We start from the raw sequence: 16,136 nt of genomic DNA on the forward strand, positions 1-16,136 counted from the left end.
CTATCGGGGAACAACCACCCGCTCTTCAATATGTGACCGCTTCCGGCTTCAGGGCGACTCGCTCCGCGATTACCCCATGTTTGAAATCTAATAGCCGGCTGACGCACGCGCTGATGTCCGCGCTTCATGAAGATCGGAACCTGCTAAAGTGGGTAAAGACACTACTTCGATTCAATAACCCCGTTCGAGGTCGATCTTGTTGGACAGAGGCTCTCCTCTTGCGACTTGACCGCAGAGATCGGCGGCCTGGTCGATTCCAGAATCCACCCAGAAGCTCGCGACATGAGGTGTGACGGTCACCTTGGGATGAGTCCACAACGGCGATGAAGCCTCCAGCGGTTCACGCTCAAACACGTCAAGACAAGCACCAGAAAGCTGACCTTCGTCGAGAGCGCGGATCAGGTCGGCTTCGTTGACATGCGCGCCCCTGCCGACGTTCACAAGGTAGGCACCTCGCTTCATTGTTCCAAAGGCACTCGAGTTCAGTATCCCACGAGTGTCACCAGTCAGGGGAAGTGAACAGATAACGAAGTCCCGATTTGTGAGTGCGTCCGCAAGCTGGGCACGGCCAAAGTAACTGTGTATACCAGGAAGCGTCTTTTGACGACGAGACCAGACTGCTGTGTCGTAGCCAAAGTCTGCAAACAGCTTTGCGGCCCAGCCACCGATCCGGCCCGCACCCAGCACAACAAGTCTTGTCTCGGAGATCTTCCGCGGCGCGATCGGATTCCACAACTTGCGGGCTTGTAGACTCATGTAATCCGCAACATGCCGTTGCTGGCAGAGAACGCGAAGGACGATGTACTGCACCACTTCCGAAGCCTGCTCACGCGTTGCGAGCCTGATGAGCGGAACACTCTTGGGAAAGCTCTGAAGATCAATACCCTCGACACCGGCTCCCAAATAGACGACGGCGCTTAGCCCCGTCATGGCATCAAAAAAGCCAGGACTGGCGCCCTTGTCGATCAGCACAATATCTATGTCACTTTTGTTCCCGGCGTCTGGCCAAAGCCTGAACTCCAGCTGCGGCACACGGGTTTTCAGCTCAGCAGCCCATACTTGTGCATCAATGTAGTCAGGATACTCATTGACCATCAGAACGGTAATGGGCTCGCCTAACACTTCGCCCCTCCCAGATTCAGGTAATCAGGCATCCACCGGATTACCAGTCTGTTGAGACTGAGGTTTGCGCAAACTGGCACCAGTTGCAAGACCAGACCCCGGCAAAAATGGCGTTGGTGATCCGCCAAAGCCGTGATGTCTGCCCGCTGCTGGCCGAGGATATCGATTTCGCTTTCTTCAAGGCATAGTTCTCCCCTGGTGTTGCTGGAACGCATGACAACCGGGCCGGTCACGCCGGTGATGGATGGGCGATGGCCGGAGTTCCGCGATCAACCGCAGGATGTCGGTGAAGAGTTGCCTCGGGATAGCGACCTCCGCATCTGGAAGGCGACATAACGCCCATGGCTGATAACCTCGGCACCGATCTTGATGAGCTTCTTTGTCACCTGGTAAGTGGTGCCAGAACATCTTTCCTGCTGTCGGCACTGCGGACGTTGCCGGGACGCAGGGCACGGCGTTCGAGGTCACCTAGCTGGTTGAATTCCACGCATCCCTCTTCTGGGATAGAGATTCTTGCAAAAGCCTATTTCGGCAGATGCTGCGATCAGGTTTTCACTGGCGGCTATGTTTGGCGATCTCAGCCCGACGCTCTGGCCTCATAATCTCGGCCCGCTTCTTGCCGCCTTTCGCGCCCAGCGCTTTCGCGGCAGGTCTTTGCCGTCGTCAATCACGTCGTCGGCTTCCTCGCCAGTGGCAATCCGCATGACGCGAACGACATTGCCGATAATGTCGGCGGGGCGCTTCTGGCCTTTAGGTCCGGTTGGCATTCCTAGTTCTCCGCATGGCTAAAGACGACAGCGCCGTTGTCCTTACGAACTTCAACGGACACGATTCCATCGTCACCCTTTCGGATTTGGAACATGGAGGTTGCATGATCTTTCGCGGTCTTCTCCTCGTCGAAGATCACCTTGTCGACGATGCCTTGCCTTCCATACCAGATCACAGTGTAGACCATTGTTGCTGCCATGCGTTCCGCTAAGCATATAGGCGTTTTCGCATATGGGGCAAACGAGATAGGCGTTTCCGCGTATTTCAACCTGAGACACTACCGAGCAGGGTGAAGGGTTGCGCGAATGATGAATAGGAAGCAGCGCACCCGCCCCTCATCCGCCTGCCGGCACCTTCTCCCCGTATAGAGACGGGGCGAAGGGCTCCGCTCACCCAACCGTTTCTTAATGTGTTTTCGCTACACGCGTAGCCAGAAAAGAAGCGGAAAACGGAGTGTGATCGGGGTGCGCTTTTCCGCGGCGACGACAGCCGGGCGGTTCTTGCCGCAGCGCCTTGCGCTGCGCATCGGGCCGCTGCTTGGCCTGATCGATGCCGTGCTGTTCAGCGCCGGCGCGCGGGGCGAAGCCGGCCGCATGTCGCTGATCGCCTTTTCGGTCCGCATCGTCAGCGCCGTCATCGCCTTCGTCAGCCAGGTCCTGATGGCGCGCTGGATGGGCTCGTTCGAATACGGCATTTTCGTGCTTGTCTGGGTGACTATGGTCATCGTCGGCAACCTTGCCTGCCTCGGTTTCCACACCTCGATCATCCGCTTCATCCCCGAATATCGCGAGCGCGGCATGTTGGCCGAATTGCGCGGCATCGTGCGGGCCAGCCGGCTGTTCGTGCTGATTGCCTCCACCGTGATCGCCGGCCTCGGCGCGCTCGGCGTCTGGCTGCTGTCGTCCTACATCGAAAACTATTACGTCGTGCCGTTCATCCTCGGCATCATCTGCCTGCCGATGATCGCCATGTCCGACCTTCTGCAAGGGCTGGCGCGGGCCAATTCGTGGGCGCTGTTTGCGCTGTCGCCGACATTCCTGGTGCGGCCGGTGCTGATCCTGGCGTTCATGGCGCTGATGCTGCTGGCGGGCTACGCACCGGACGCCAAAACGGCGATCTTCGCCGCCATCGCCGCCACCTATGCCACCACGCTCGGCCAACTCATCGGCGTCACCTCGCGCATCGACAAAAGGATCCCGGCCGGGCCGATGAAGCTGCATTTTGGCCAATGGTTCATCGTCTCGCTGCCGATCTTCCTGGTCGAGAGCTTCTTCTTCCTGCTCACCAATGCCGACGTGCTGATGGTCGGCGCCTATCTCGATCCCAACGACGTCGCCGTCTATTTCGCCACGGTCAAGACGCTGGCGCTCGTGCATTTCGTCTATTTCGCCGTCAAGGCCGGCGTTGCCCAGCGCTATGCGCAGTTCACCCATGGCGAGCCGCAAAAGCTCGCCGCCTTCGCCCGCGAAACCGTGTCGTGGACCTTCTGGCCGTCGCTGGCGATGGCGCTGCTGGTGCTGGCGCTGGGCGAGCCGATGCTGACCCTGTTCGGCCCGGAATTTTCCACCGGCTATCCGCTGCTGTTCCTGCTGGTGTTCGGGGTCGTCGCGCGGGCCGCCGTCGGCCCTTGCGAAAGCCTGCTCACCATGAGCGGCAACCAGAACATCTGTGCCGCTGTCTATGCCATGACGCTGGCCTTCAACATCGCGCTCAGCGTCGTGCTGATCCCGCTCTTCGGCCTGTGGGGCGCGGCGATGGCCACCGTCTTCGCCATGATCTTCGAGGCCGGCGCGCTGTCCTTCACGGTCTGGCGCAAGCTCGGCATCGCCATGGCCATTTTCGTGCCCGCCAAAGGAGCCGCCTGATGGCTGCCGTCCCCTTGCTCGAGGAAACCAGCGGCGGCCCGGCCGGCGCCATGGTGTCCGGCCTTGCCGGACTTGCCCGCGAAGCCGATCCCGCCCATGTCGAGATCCTCGCCAACAACCGGCCCGAGCGCAAGCTTGCCATCTATCCGGCCTCCGCCGGCTTCGACCTGGTCGAGGAGCTCGACTATCTCTGCACGCGTACGATCGAGCCCAACGTCTTCTTCAATCCGCGCTTCCTGGCGCCGGCGATGCCTAGGCTCGAGGACCGCGAGGTGCGGCTGGCCGTAATCCGCGACGGCGACCAGTACCGCAACCGGCTGCGCCTGCTGGTGCCGTTCTCGGTCGAGCGACCGGTGGTGCCGCTCGGGGTTCCCGTGATGCGCACCTGGTCGAGCCCGTTCGGCCCGATCGGCACGCCGCTGGTCGATCGCGACGATCCGATCGGCGTCATTGAGGATTTCTTCGCGATGCTGTCGAGGCCGCATCTGAAGCTGCCGAAGGTCTTCGTGCTGCCCGACATAAGGCTGGATGGCCCGGTGGCGAGCCTGCTCGCCAGCGTCGCCGAAACGCGCGGCCTGACGCTGGTGACCACCGGCAAGGCCGACCGCCCGGTGCTCGAAAGCGGGCTCGACGGCGAGGAGTATCTGAAGACTTCACTGCGCGCCCACCATTATCGCGAGTTCCGCCGCCTGAAGCGCCGTCTCGCCGATCTCGGCCAGCTGGAGCATGTCGTGGCGCGCGGGCCGGACGAGATCCGCCACGCCATCGAAAATTTCCTGACGCTGGAGGCTTCCGGCTGGAAAGGCCGCGAGCGCACCGCCATGGCCATCGACCGCTACCGCGCCGCCTTCGCCCGCGAAGCGGTGCACCGGCTGGCCGAGCAGGACCTCTGCCGCATCCATTCGCTGACGCTCGACGGCCGCACCATCGCCTGCCTGGTCGTCTTCGTCGAGGCCGGCGTCGCCTACACCTGGAAGACCGCCTATGACGAGACGCTCGCCGCCTATTCGCCGGGCACGCTGCTGATGATCGAGGTGACCAGGCAGCATCTCGACGACCCCAACATCATGATGACCGATTCCTGCGCGGTGCCCGACCATCCGGTGATGAGCCGGCTGTGGTCTGAACGCAAGCCGATGGGCACGCTGGTGATCGGGCTGACGCCGGACGCGGACCGCCCCGCCCGTCAGGCGGCCTCGCAGCTTCACCTCTACCGCGAAACCCGCAACATGGCGCGCCTGCTGCGCAACCGGATGAGGAGCCTGCTGCGGCGGCGCTAGTGCATCGGATCCAAAGTGGGACCCGGCCCGGCCGTCCGTCTCCACACCGTCGGCCCGCTCGGGCCTAGCTCGTCAGGGTTAATTCTCCCGATCAACGGAAAGGATTAGCATCGACGCAGTCCCAACCGGGATGAGGCGATCAATTACGGCCGCGCGTCCAGCATCATTGCCGCCTCGGTCCTGCACGGCCAGAAGAAAAATCTGGGAGGAATGCATGACGAAAACAACTCACCTCAGGCGTCTCGGTATCGTCGCCTTGGCAGGTCTCGTTGGCGCGTGTCTGAATGCCGCCGCGCCTCGGGCCGCCGAACCCGACAAGGCCGAGATCGATGCCCTGCGTAAATCGCTGTCCAGGTATGAAGACTACAAGGTTGCCATTCGCGAGCTTTATCTATCGACGGTTGGATGCGTCTTCTACAGCGGAGAAAAGGTAGAGGGGGCGATGGACTACCCTAAGGGCGCGATGGGCATCCATTTCGTCAACGTCACGACTGTCGGCCCGACCGCGGATCCGACGCGTCCCAATGTGCTGATCTATGAGCCGGTCGGCGGCGAATTGCGCCTGGTCGGCGTGGAATGGCTCGTGCCCTTGACGCCGGACACCAAGGAGCCGCCGAAGCTTTTCGGCCAGACATTCATGGGGCCTATGGAGGGGCATTATCCGCTCATCCCGAAGGAGTTCCACCACTACGACCTTCACGCTTGGCTGTTCAAGGAGAACCCGCTCGGAATGTTCAGCCCGACGAACCCGGACGTGAAATGCGACAATTATGCGTTTCCGATGCCGGAGCAGCCGACCAAGATGGTGCCGGGGCCGATGTGATAGCGACCACCGTTACAGTCTGGGTTGTCGAAAGCGCTCGGGGCCTCAGTTATCCCAGGAGGCTCCTGGGATAACGACCAAACCGAGCTCTCTCGACGGATGGGAAAATGGTGCCCCTAGCCGGGATCGAACCAGCACTCCTTGCGGAACTCGATTTTGAGAAGCCGGATATGCCTTATCCTAATCTTATCCGGCAGTATCCAATTGTACGGTAACCGATTGTAGCGGCTAGCCTTTTCGGCCCGTCCAATCATCCATACCTAACCGGACATACGCCACGGTTTGATTTCTGGCTGCACCTACTCTGCACCTGAAATCGACCTCAACGGAGGTTAGGCATGCCCAAGATCAAGCTCACAAAGACGGTCGTCGATGCCGCGAGGGCCGATCAGGAACCCTACGAACTTCGCGACACAGTCATACCTGGGTTTTTGCTGAAGGTCACCCCGACGGGACGCAAGGCATTCATGGTGGCCTACGTCGCGACCAACGGCCAGCGGCGCAAACCGGCCATCGGGCGCTTTGGCGAAATCACCGTTGAGCAGGCTCGAACGATTGCCCAGGACTGGCTCGCCGACGGCCATTGACAGACACCGGGGCGCCGAATGTCCGAAATCGCACGCGGCAAGGGGCAGTGACCATGAAAATTGAGCGGACCGACGACAGGAGTACGATCGACCGGTGCGTCGCGCGCACGCGCGCTCTGCTGCAGGACGCGCTGATTGCCCTGATCCCCGAGCGCGGCTATGCGGCTCTCACCGTGGGAGACATCTGCCAGAAAGCTGATGTCGGCAGGTCGACCTTCTATACCCACTACGCCGGCAAGGACGAACTGCGCAGCGCGACCCTGGAGGCGCATCTGCAGTCGCTGAGCAAGCGCGTGTCGGCAGACGGAAAGACGGGCTACCGCCTGTTCGAATTCAGCCTGCCGATGTTCGAGCACGCGCGGACGTTCCGGTCGCTTCATCACGCGCTGCTTTCGAGCAGCGGCGACACGATCCACGACCAGTTGCGCGAACGGATACGGCGCGCTGTGCGGGTGGAACTTGCCGGCAAACGGACCGGCGGCACAGGGATGCCCACCGAATTCGCCGTCCAGTTCATATCAGGAGCATTTCTCGCCGTGCTTGCCTGGTGGATCGCCGAGAGCGCCAGCCTTTTGCCGGCGCAGGTCGACGACCTCTTCCAGCGGATGGCCGCTCGGGGTGTCTCCGCCATGGGCATCGGCGGCTCGGATTGAAGCAGGCTTAAGTTGAATCATTCGCGTCGCCGATCCCGGCGTCGTTGGGCACTTTATTATCGTTCCTCCGGCGGCCGAATCTTGCGGAACGTCACGAGCAGAAGAATGTCATAGACGATCTTCAGGGCTCCAGCGATGAGGAGCGGCCAGCCAAAGCCCGAAACGGCAAGCAGCGAGCCGGCCAGCATCGGACTCGCCGCCGATGCGAGGCTGCGTGGCACGGCGGTGACGCTCGCTGCTGCGGCACGCTCGCCCGGCGTCACCACCGCCATCACGTAAGAGGTGCGGGTTGGCACGTCCATCTGCGACAGCGCACTCCGGATCAGCAGAAGGACGATCACCGGAGCGAGGCTGTGCATGAACGGAATGAGCAGCAGGCAAAGGCTCGACGGCAGGTGGGTGAATACCATCGTGTTCACCAGTCCGATTCGTTTGGAGATTTGAACCGCCACCAGATACGACACGGCTGAAAGCACGCCCGTGCAGAAGAAAATTGCGCCTGTGGTAGCGAGGGACAGGCCAAAGGTTTGATAAAGCCACAGTGCCAGCAGGGACTGAACCACAAGGCCGCCCGCAAATGCGTCCAGGCTGAAGAGCGCGGCAAGCGCAAGGACGATGGTTCGAGACTTGCGCAAGGGCTCCGCCGGCGCAGCATCCGCTTCGATCGATGCGTCGGGCAGCCGCCGATACAGGAGCAGCGATCCGACCCCAAGGAAGGCATAGAGCAGGAAAGCAAGCTGAAGGGCCTGTTTGATTTCTATCCCGATCAGGTGTCGCAGGAGGTCGGGAGCGCCGGCCGCCAGAGCGCCGACAGCCCCAATGAGGGAGCCGACAACGCTGTAGCGGGCAAACAGCGCGGTTCGATCGCGATCGGTGACGCTGTGGGCAAGTTCCGCTTGCTCGAGTGGCAGAAACACGCTCACGTCGCCGGAGGATGGGTTCAATGTTCCGACGAACGCGACCAAGAGCAGCGGCCAGAAATCATGGACGAGCGCAAAGGCAAGTCCGGTCAGAATCATCAGGCCCGCTGCCGCGATGAGCAGCGAGCGGCGCGAGAAACGGTGCGCGATGGCTCCGACGCCCAGCGTGAGCGCCGCCGATCCCGAGAGCGTTGCCGTGGCGAAGATCCCGATCTCGAAAGCGTTGAAGCCGAGCGCCGCCAGATAGGCGGGAAGCAAAAGACTGACAAGTCCGTCGCCAAACGCCCGCAATCCCCGTGACGCCAGCAAATGGGAAGCCGTCGGGCCGGCACCGGACGGCAGGAGCACAAGTCTGCGCTTCGGCAATTGCAACGCTTCCGTCGGCCTTCGAATTGTCAACGCACCTCCTGCATACCGCCGGGCAGAATCCAGAGCCTAGATCGAACCCGTGGCGACGCCGTAAAGAATACCCAATATTGAACAGGCCACCAGGACCGGGATCATGCCGACCTTGAAACGGAATACCGCTACCAGTGCGCCGAGCGTCAGGACCAGTGACGGGATATTGACGGAATTGAACACCGGCACGTCCAGCGTGATGCCCAGCCAGCTGACGTCATGGAGTTCGCGGAACAGGACATGAAGCGCGAACCATACCGCCAGGTTCAGGATCACACCAACCACCGCGGCGGTGATGGCAGACAGCGCTGCGGACAAGGCCTTGTTGCTGCGCATCGTCTCCATGAACGGCGCGCCGAGGAATATCCACAGGAAGCACGGGACGAAGGTTACCCATGTCGTGAGAAGGCCGCCGAGCGTTCCGGCAACCAGCGGGCCGAGCACGCCTGGCGCCCGATAAGCTCCCATGAAGCCGACAAACTGGGTGACCATAATCAATGGGCCGGGCGTCGTCTCGGCCATGCCGAGGCCGTCCAGCATCTCTCCTGGCTTGAGCCAGCCATAGTGCTCCACACCCTGCTGGGCGACATAGGCCAAGACCGCATAGGCGCCGCCGAAGGTAACCATCGCCATCTTCGAGAAGAAGATCGCAATATCGGTGAAGACGTTGCCTTGCCCGAGGAATGCAAGCAGCGCGAGGACCGGGACCAGCCATAGCAGCAGTCCCACACCTGCCACCTTGAACCCCCACGCGGCGGAGGGCCGTGCATGAGCCGGCACCCCTTCGCCAAGCGCGGAGTCGGCATCGTCGACCTGCGTTCCGCCAACCTTGCCATGTCCGTTGCCCGACTTGAAAGCAGCCCAGCCTGCCCTGCCCCCCACGTAACCGATCCCAGCTGCGATCAGAATGACCAGCGGAAACGGCGCATGAAAGAAGAACAAGGCGATGAAGGCAGCCGCAGCGAGGCCGACCATCACATTGTTCCTGAGCGCTCGCCTGCCGATCCGCAGGACCGCTTCGAGCACAATGGCCAGGACCGCAGCCTTCAGGCCGAAGAAGAGCGCCTGGACAGCGCCGACATTGCCGAAGACCGCGTAGATCCAGCTCAGGATCATGATGGCGATCGCCCCGGGCAGCACAAACAGGGTTCCCGCCACGAGACCGCCCTTGGTCTTGTGCATAAGCCAGCCGATATAGATTGCCAATTGCTGTGCCTCAGGACCGGGCAGCAGCGTGCAGTAGTTGAGCGCATGCAGGAAGCGAGTCTCGCCGATCCAGCGCTTTTCCTCGACGATGATGCGATGCATCATGGCGATCTGGCCGGCCGGGCCGCCAAAGCTGAGCATCGCCACGCGAGCCCATACGCGCATAGCGGCAGCAAACGAAACGCCATGGTCGTGAGCCTCGGCCGGAGACGGGTGGGCCGCGATGGACTGCTCCAGATTGGCCATTGTTCGGGTCCTTGCGATCATCCGCGTTTCTTGCGGAAATACTGATAGAGGTTGTCGAAGACAGGAGCGCCCTGCGCGATCCGCTGCTCGTCGCTCTCATTAGCCATGGCTATGCCGGCAATCAGGCTGGCAATTCCTGTCGCCTCCTCGCGGCCGAACTTGTTGTCCTTGAGGTCGATGTCATGGACGATCTCGGCGATGGCCTGAAGCGCTGGGTCATTGATGCCGGCGCGGGTAAGCAGAACCTCGAAGCTGCAGCGATCGCCCTCATGGGTGATTTCGCCTTCGAACATGTCGAAGCGCAATTCCCCCTCCTTTGGCACGTATCCCTTGCCCGCCACGAAGCGGATGATCGCGTCAGCATCGATGAAGCGATGGATCAGCCAGCTGCAGGCAATACGGTCGACATGCACGTCCCGGCGTGTGACCCAGATCCGGCCCTTGAGCTCGCTCGGCTCGGCGGCCTTCTTCGGTTCCTTGGTCATAGCCTTGTCCTCTACAAGCTGTGTCTCGAGTTCGGCGATCAGGCCTTCGACGGCGAGGCGGCCGCTGGCGCCGAAGAAGTCGATTGCCGCCACTTCGGCGAGCCTCTTGCGCAAGCGGCTGAGTTGCGAACGCGCTTCCGCCCGTCTTTCCGATGTCGCGTTCGTCTTGATTTCAGCGGCCAGATCGCCGGCTTCCTCGACGATCTCCCCGTAATCGACGTCACGGGCGGCGTCGAACATCGCCCGCACCTGCGCGTCCGACAGACCGTCGACAAGGCGTGCCTCGCACATCATGGCCTCGCCGCCGCCAGCGACGATCTCCTTCAGAAGCCATTCGAAATCCTCCTGCATCTCGGCATTGGCCGGCAGGGCGTAAACGGTGCTTTTGACTGCGACCGCGCCGATGCCTTGCAACCGTCGCCAGATCTTCACCCGGAAATAGGCTGGCTTGCTTGGCAGCTGATGGATCAGGAGCAGCCAGCGCTGATCCTGCGATTCCCCCTCATTCATAAGTGAACCGTATCACGAACAGAGTGAGATGCAACACTTGTATCATTCTTGATTCGAGCATAGCGTTTGCTTCCTCACGGATGGGCCGTGCCGCCGAACGAGGGAACCCGATGCCACACCAGATCATGCCGCTGCCGTTCAAGCCGCCCAGGCTCGTCGGATTGTCCGAACGGTTGTTGGCCAGCCACTACGAAAACAATTACGGCGGTGCCGTTCGCCGCCTCAACGCCATCGAACGGCGGCTCGACGGTCTCGATTGGAACACGGCGCCCGTCTTCGACATCAATGGTTTGAAGCGCGAGGAGTTGGTTGCCGCCAATTCGGCGATCCTGCATGAAATCTATTTTGATGGGCTGGGTGGCGCCGGCGATGCCGGTGGCGATCTTGCCGCAGCACTGGAGCGCGACTTCGGCAGCGTGGCCGCATGGCGCGCCAAGTTCATGGCTTGTGCGAAGGCGCAGGCCGGAGGCTCGGGATGGACACTGCTGACCTGGTCGGAGCGCCGCGATCGGCTGACGATCCAATGGGCGGCGGATCACACCAACTGCCTCGCTGGCGGCATGCCGATCCTCGCGCTCGACATGTACGAACATGCCTACCACCTCGATTTTGGCGCCAAGGCTGGCGCCTATGTCGATGCCTTCATGAAGAACATCCATTGGGAGCGGGTTGCCGCCCGCCACCGGCGGGCTGTCGTGCAGAGCGATCCTTCAACAGGACCTGCATCGGACGAAAGGCTTCCAACTGTTGCGCCAGAGAAACTGCGGATCCGGCTCGACCAGGGCGAAGATCTCGTCGTGCTCGACGTCTGCCTCGCCGAGGATCTGGCAAAACGCAGCGATATGCTGCCCGGAGCCAAGCTCCGCGCTCCCGAGACCATTGCCGATTGGGCCGCTGAACTGCCGAAGGACAGGCCAGTCATCGTCTATTGCGTCTACGGCTTCCAGGTCAGCGGCGACGCCGTCGCCGAACTGCGTCGCCGCGGCGTCGATGCAACAGCGCTCTCAGGCGGCATCGCCGCCTGGCACGCCATTGGCGCCCCAACTGTCCCCCTGGTGATCAGCGAAGAAAGGATTGCGTCATGAAATGGGTTACCCGCGAGCGTCCGGTCATCGACCGAATCGCCTGCCCCTGGTTGATTGCACGCTTCATCGACAAGGAACCGGAGTTTCTCTTTGTGCCGCCTGATCAGGTGATCCCTGTTGCCCGGGAGACTGGCGCGACGCCTTATGACGTGCCCGGCGTCGAGTTCACGCATGTCGGCGACGGCTGCAGCTTCGACACTTTCGTCTCGAAATATGGCCTCGAGCGCGACCCGGCGATCGTGACCATTGCCGCGATCGTGCGCGGCGCCGACACCGACCGGCACGATCTCACGCCACAGTCGGCCGGCCTGCTCGCGATCTCCATGGGTCTGCGGGATGTGACACCCGACGACCACGAGGTGCTGAAGCACGGTTTCGTCATCTATGATGCGCTCTACGCCTGGGCCTCCCGACGCAAGGCGGAGACCCACAGCTGGCCACCCGGCTCGAAGCCGGCGGCCGCATGACCAATTGGGCACTGGGGGCGGATCTCAAGGAGATATCCCATGCATGCAAAACTGATGATCGGTGCGATGGCCACGGCAATGTCAGCGCTGCTCCAGCCCGCCGCCGCAGCTCCCGACTGGCAGATGGTTGCAAAGACATTCGGCAAATCCGGAACCGAAATGCCCGATGGCGTCTACAGGGTCGGCCTGCCGCGAACTGACTTGAAAGTATCGCTCGACGGGGTGGCTCTTAAGCCGGGATTCGCCCTCGGAGGCTGGGTCGCGTTCGAACCGATGGGAAACCAGGCCATGGTCATGGGTGACATCGTCCTGACGCAGGACGAAGTGAACCCGGTCATGAAAAAGCTTGAAGAAAGTGGCATCGAGATCACCGCGTTGCACAACCATCTGCTGCGCTCGCAGCCGATGACGCTTTACATGCATGTCTTCGGCGAGGGCGACCCCGTCGCGCTCGCCACAGCACTTCATGCCGGGTTGGCGCTGAGCAAGACGCCGATGGAGAATGCCACGCCCGCCGCGGCACAGCCGCAGATCCCGTTCGACACCGCCGCTGTCGACAAGGCTATCGGTCGCAAGGGCAAGGCCAATGGCGGCATCTATCAATTCACCATCCCACGGGCCGAAACGATCACCGACGGCGGCATGACCATCCCTGCGTCCATGGGCAGCGCCATAGGCATTAACTTTCAGCCAACCGGAGGCGACAAGGCTGCGATCACAGGCGATTTCGTGTTGATCGCGTCGGAGGTAAACCCCGTGCTGCGTGCCCTGCGCGACAACGGCATCGAGGTAGCGGCCTTGCACAGCCACATGCTCAACGAACAGCCACGGCTCTTCTTCATGCATTTTTGGGCCAATGACGATGCCGCAAAGCTGGCACGCGGGCTAAGGGCGGCTCTCGACAAGATGAATCTTTCAAACAGCTAGCCCGCGGAATCGCGGGCAGTCGCGAGCAATTTGTCTGGTCGTGATACGTGCCGTTCCAATCGTCGCGGCTAGTTCGATTGTGACGGACTGACTCGCCGTCCAGGTGCTACTGTCCATCGATCGACGCACGCGCGATAACACCGATCACTCGCACGAACGGGTCGACGCGGAGCCGACGTTGCATGGATTGGGTTCAACTGTGCCTGCTCAGCGTGGCGGGCTTTCTCACCTGGGCGCTCAATACGGTATCAGCGGGCGGTGGCGGTTTGCTGTTGATCTCAGCAGTGACGTTCCTCACGGGCAGCGCCGCAGTCGCTCCAGTGATCACCTTAACCGAGCTCATCGGCAATCCGGTTCGGATCCTTGCATTTCGTCGCGACGTCGATTGGAGCATCGTGCGCTGGTATTTGCCCGGCGCCATCTCAGGCGGCGGGCGCTTGGCTGTTCGCCAACGCACGCGCCGAATGGCTGCAGATCTTCATCGGCCTCTATCTGATCGGCGCCATTTTGGAATTCCATGGCGGCGCGCGCGAGCGGAGCTATCGGGCCCGCCTTTGGTGGTTCTTGCCCGCCGGCCTGATCGTGTCCCTGCTCTCCGCTTTGATGGGCACAGTCGGCCCGGTGCTGAACTCGCTTTACCTGAACTATGGGTCCCGCAAGGAGACCCTGGTCGCGACGAAGTCGGTGAATTCGTTCGTGACAGATATTGTCAAAGTCACGGTCTTTACCGGTCTCGGCGCATTTGGCGGCCAGGCGCTGGCTTTCGGCCTTGCGACCGGATTTGGTGCTGCGCTTGCGACGCTTGCGGCAAAACCTTGGCTCGAGCGGATGAGCGGACGGCAATTCCGGACAGCGGTCGTGATGCTGATGGCCGTGAGCGGCATGCTGATGATCTGGAAGCAGCACGACCTCATCGTTGCGCTCTACCATGAGCTCGCCTTCTGTCTTCAAGCCAACCAGGACGAATGCGTCCAAACGTAAACCTGCGCCGCCCGGACTTCGGGGCGCGAGGTGGTGCTGGACCAGTCGTAAGGATCAGTGATGGTGACCTTCCGGCTCCGCCATCTTGAACGGCAGGATCTGTTCCCTGCCCTTTGCCGCCAGGATCAGCCTCGCCTTGAACTCGTGCGGCTCGGCCGGGGCGACGCTGCTCTCAAGGCTATGATGATCGCCCGCGACTGGTGCGAGGGAAAGCGTCTCGGAGCCTTCGGACCGGTCGATGATTACGGTTGCCTGGAGATCGTCGGCATGGCTGTCGATGGTGAGGCGCATACGTTCGCCGGCCGGCGTGTCGACGATTTCGAGCGTGCCCGTTGCCAGCTCGCAGGCGACCTTAAACGGCTCGGGCGCGTGGTGCGCATGGCCGGAACCTGCCACCACTGGCCCGCGCTCGCCTTCCAGGCGGATGTTCGCCTCCGAGAGCGCGGGTAGATGGTCGAACAACTCCCCTCTCAGAGCCTCTGTGATGCCGACCACATCGTTCGCGCTCGCGGTTTCGGCCACCTTGATGGCGATATCGGCATGCAGCCTGTGGCCGATCCAGCGCGCCTGCACCTGGGCGACCCGTTCGATGCCCCGCACATGTTCGGCGGCATGATGGATTTCGTCGACAATGCCTGGCTCGACGCCATCCAGCATGCGCGTCAGCACCGCCTTTGACGACTGCCAGACAATGGCGAAGATCGCCACCGTGATCAAAAGGCCGACAATCGGATCGGTGAGCGGAAAGCCGAGCCAGACGCCGATGGCGCCGAGAACGACCGCGAGGCTGGTGAAGCCATCGGTGCGGGCATGATAGCCGTCGGCGATCAGCGCCGCGCTATTGATCTCGCGGCCGACGCGGATGCGGAATACCGCGACCGCCTCATTGCCGAGGAAACCGACGAGGCCGGCGGCGGCAACCCAGCCAAGGAAACTGATGGCCTGGGGATGGATCAGCCTGTCGATCGCCTCATAACCGGCGACGATGGCGCTGAACAGGATGATCAGCACGATAACGATGCCGGCTAGGTCCTCGACCCGGCCAAGGCCGTAGGTGAAGGTCTTCGACGGTTTGCGCCTCGCCAGCATGAAGGCGATCCACAGCGGGATGGCGGTGACCGCGTCGCCGACATTGTGGATGGTGTCGGCAAGCAGCGCCACGCTGCCCGACAAGAACACGATGATCAGTTGCAGCAACGATGTGATCGCCAGCACGACAAACGACCATTTGATCGCCCAGATGCCGCGTGTCGTCGTCGCGATGGTGGGATCGACCACGCCGTGCGTATGGCCATGTCCACCGCCCTCGCCATGATCATGGCCGTGCCCGCCAAAGCCCTGGGTTGCCGGGCCGAAGCCAAACCAGTCGCGAATACCGTCCATCACGGGGGGTGTCTCACAGGTACTTGGTGATGTCCTTGAACTCGTCGATCGAGCGGCGCTGCTCGCGCGGCAGCGGCCCTACGACATCTTCCAGGCAATGATTGAGATGATCCTGGATGAGCGTCTTCTTGGCTTGGGAAACGGCCTTCTCGACCGCATGAAGCTGCTGGGCGATGTCAAGGCAAGGCCGGCCTGCTTCGATCATCTCTATGACGCCCCTCAGATGGCCGTCGGCCCGCTTCAGCCGTTTAACGATGTCGGGATGGGTCTCGTGTATGTGGGGACGCTCGTTCATCCTATGATACTATCCCCCTGGAGAGGATAGTCAAGGCAGGATGGTCGATCTCGCGGCACTCAGGAAACTGCTTCGAGGCAGGGACATCGCCCTGAGTCACCGTTAAATGCGACGCGATGATGTAGCGAGGTGCG

The 16,136-nt window shown here is 61.8% G+C and carries 17 protein-coding genes and 1 pseudogene; 9 read left to right on the forward strand and 9 right to left on the reverse strand.

Annotated elements, in window-relative coordinates; genetic code table 11:
* Positions 1-171: 171 nt before the first annotated feature.
* The 4 genes and pseudogenes from NKJ46_RS29635 to NKJ46_RS29650 form a co-directional block, all read right to left on the reverse strand.
* The gene (locus NKJ46_RS29635) at positions 172-1,122 is read right to left on the reverse strand and encodes an NAD(P)-dependent oxidoreductase (RefSeq protein ID WP_352670045.1); all 951 of its coding nucleotides are present in this window, start codon (positions 1,120-1,122) and stop codon (positions 172-174) included.
* 177 nt (positions 1,123-1,299) lie between these two features.
* Positions 1,300-1,502: pseudogene (locus NKJ46_RS29640) on the reverse strand (hypothetical protein); the annotation flags it as partial.
* A 216-nt stretch (positions 1,503-1,718) separates the two neighbouring features.
* Positions 1,719-1,889 carry a hypothetical protein gene (locus tag NKJ46_RS29645; RefSeq protein WP_352670047.1) on the reverse strand — a complete coding sequence of 57 codons (171 nt, stop codon included), beginning with the start codon at positions 1,887-1,889 and terminating at the stop codon, positions 1,719-1,721.
* 2 nt (positions 1,890-1,891) lie between these two features.
* Positions 1,892-2,089 carry a hypothetical protein gene (locus NKJ46_RS29650; protein WP_352670050.1) on the reverse strand — a complete coding sequence of 66 codons (198 nt, stop codon included), beginning with the start codon at positions 2,087-2,089 and terminating at the stop codon, positions 1,892-1,894.
* Between the two features lie 265 nt (positions 2,090-2,354).
* Between NKJ46_RS29650 and NKJ46_RS29655 the strand changes: the two genes are divergently transcribed.
* The 5 genes from NKJ46_RS29655 (at position 2,355) to NKJ46_RS29675 (ending at position 7,098) form a co-directional block, all read left to right on the forward strand.
* Positions 2,355-3,755 (forward strand): lipopolysaccharide biosynthesis protein, encoded by a 1,401-nt coding sequence (locus NKJ46_RS29655; protein ID WP_352670141.1) that lies wholly within the window; start codon positions 2,355-2,357, stop codon positions 3,753-3,755.
* On the forward strand, positions 3,755-5,035 hold the full coding sequence (locus NKJ46_RS29660) for a GNAT family N-acetyltransferase (RefSeq protein ID WP_352670052.1): 1,281 nt from the start codon (positions 3,755-3,757) through the stop codon (positions 5,033-5,035). The genes NKJ46_RS29655 and NKJ46_RS29660 overlap by 1 nt, the downstream gene beginning before the upstream one ends.
* Before the next feature lie 214 nt (positions 5,036-5,249).
* Positions 5,250-5,858 (forward strand): hypothetical protein, encoded by a 609-nt coding sequence (locus NKJ46_RS29665; protein ID WP_352670054.1) that lies wholly within the window; start codon positions 5,250-5,252, stop codon positions 5,856-5,858.
* A gap of 338 nt (positions 5,859-6,196) precedes the next feature.
* On the forward strand, positions 6,197-6,445 hold the full coding sequence (locus tag NKJ46_RS29670) for an Arm DNA-binding domain-containing protein (protein ID WP_502903478.1): 249 nt from the start codon (positions 6,197-6,199) through the stop codon (positions 6,443-6,445).
* Between the two features lie 53 nt (positions 6,446-6,498).
* Positions 6,499-7,098 (forward strand): TetR/AcrR family transcriptional regulator, encoded by a 600-nt coding sequence (locus NKJ46_RS29675; RefSeq protein WP_352670057.1) that lies wholly within the window; start codon positions 6,499-6,501, stop codon positions 7,096-7,098.
* Positions 7,099-7,154: 56 nt separating this feature from the next.
* On the opposite strand, the gene NKJ46_RS29680 is transcribed toward NKJ46_RS29675, so the two are convergent.
* The 3 genes from NKJ46_RS29680 to NKJ46_RS29690 all read right to left on the reverse strand — a co-directional run bounded on the left by NKJ46_RS29680 (position 7,155) and on the right by NKJ46_RS29690 (position 10,864).
* A complete protein-coding gene (locus NKJ46_RS29680) occupies positions 7,155-8,309 on the reverse strand; it encodes an MFS transporter (protein ID WP_352670060.1) in 1,155 nt (384 codons plus the stop codon).
* A 144-nt stretch (positions 8,310-8,453) separates the two neighbouring features.
* A complete protein-coding gene (gene chrA / locus NKJ46_RS29685; RefSeq protein ID WP_352670063.1) occupies positions 8,454-9,869 on the reverse strand; it encodes a chromate efflux transporter in 1,416 nt (471 codons plus the stop codon).
* A gap of 17 nt (positions 9,870-9,886) precedes the next feature.
* Positions 9,887-10,864 carry a chromate resistance protein ChrB domain-containing protein gene (locus NKJ46_RS29690; protein ID WP_352670066.1) on the reverse strand — a complete coding sequence of 326 codons (978 nt, stop codon included), beginning with the start codon at positions 10,862-10,864 and terminating at the stop codon, positions 9,887-9,889.
* Positions 10,865-10,974: 110 nt separating this feature from the next.
* Here NKJ46_RS29690 and NKJ46_RS29695 point away from each other — a divergent pair, with 110 nt between their 5' ends.
* The 4 genes from NKJ46_RS29695 (at position 10,975) to NKJ46_RS29710 (ending at position 14,324) form a co-directional block, all read left to right on the forward strand.
* A complete protein-coding gene (locus tag NKJ46_RS29695) occupies positions 10,975-11,949 on the forward strand; it encodes a Fe-Mn family superoxide dismutase (protein ID WP_352670068.1) in 975 nt (324 codons plus the stop codon).
* A complete protein-coding gene (locus tag NKJ46_RS29700) occupies positions 11,946-12,416 on the forward strand; it encodes a chromate resistance protein ChrB domain-containing protein (protein ID WP_352670071.1) in 471 nt (156 codons plus the stop codon). Before NKJ46_RS29695 ends, NKJ46_RS29700 begins: the two co-directional genes overlap by 4 nt.
* Positions 12,417-12,455: 39 nt before the next feature.
* Positions 12,456-13,343, forward strand: a complete 888-nt coding sequence (locus NKJ46_RS29705) for a DUF1259 domain-containing protein (protein ID WP_352670074.1) — start codon at positions 12,456-12,458, stop codon at positions 13,341-13,343.
* A 363-nt stretch (positions 13,344-13,706) separates the two neighbouring features.
* The gene (locus NKJ46_RS29710) at positions 13,707-14,324 is read left to right on the forward strand and encodes a sulfite exporter TauE/SafE family protein (RefSeq protein WP_352670076.1); all 618 of its coding nucleotides are present in this window, start codon (positions 13,707-13,709) and stop codon (positions 14,322-14,324) included.
* Between the two features lie 54 nt (positions 14,325-14,378).
* Here NKJ46_RS29710 and NKJ46_RS29715 read toward each other — a convergent pair whose 3' ends face one another.
* Together NKJ46_RS29715 and NKJ46_RS29720 are read right to left on the reverse strand one after the other, a co-directional pair.
* On the reverse strand, positions 14,379-15,710 hold the full coding sequence (locus NKJ46_RS29715; protein WP_352670079.1) for a cation diffusion facilitator family transporter: 1,332 nt from the start codon (positions 15,708-15,710) through the stop codon (positions 14,379-14,381).
* 10 nt (positions 15,711-15,720) lie between these two features.
* Positions 15,721-16,002, reverse strand: a complete 282-nt coding sequence (locus NKJ46_RS29720) for a metal-sensing transcriptional repressor (protein WP_352670082.1) — start codon at positions 16,000-16,002, stop codon at positions 15,721-15,723.
* Positions 16,003-16,136: the final 134 nt, after the last annotated feature.

The sequence above is a fragment of the Mesorhizobium sp. M0166 genome, assembly GCF_040322255.1.
In the GTDB taxonomy this organism is placed as follows: Bacteria; Pseudomonadota; Alphaproteobacteria; order Rhizobiales; family Rhizobiaceae; genus Mesorhizobium.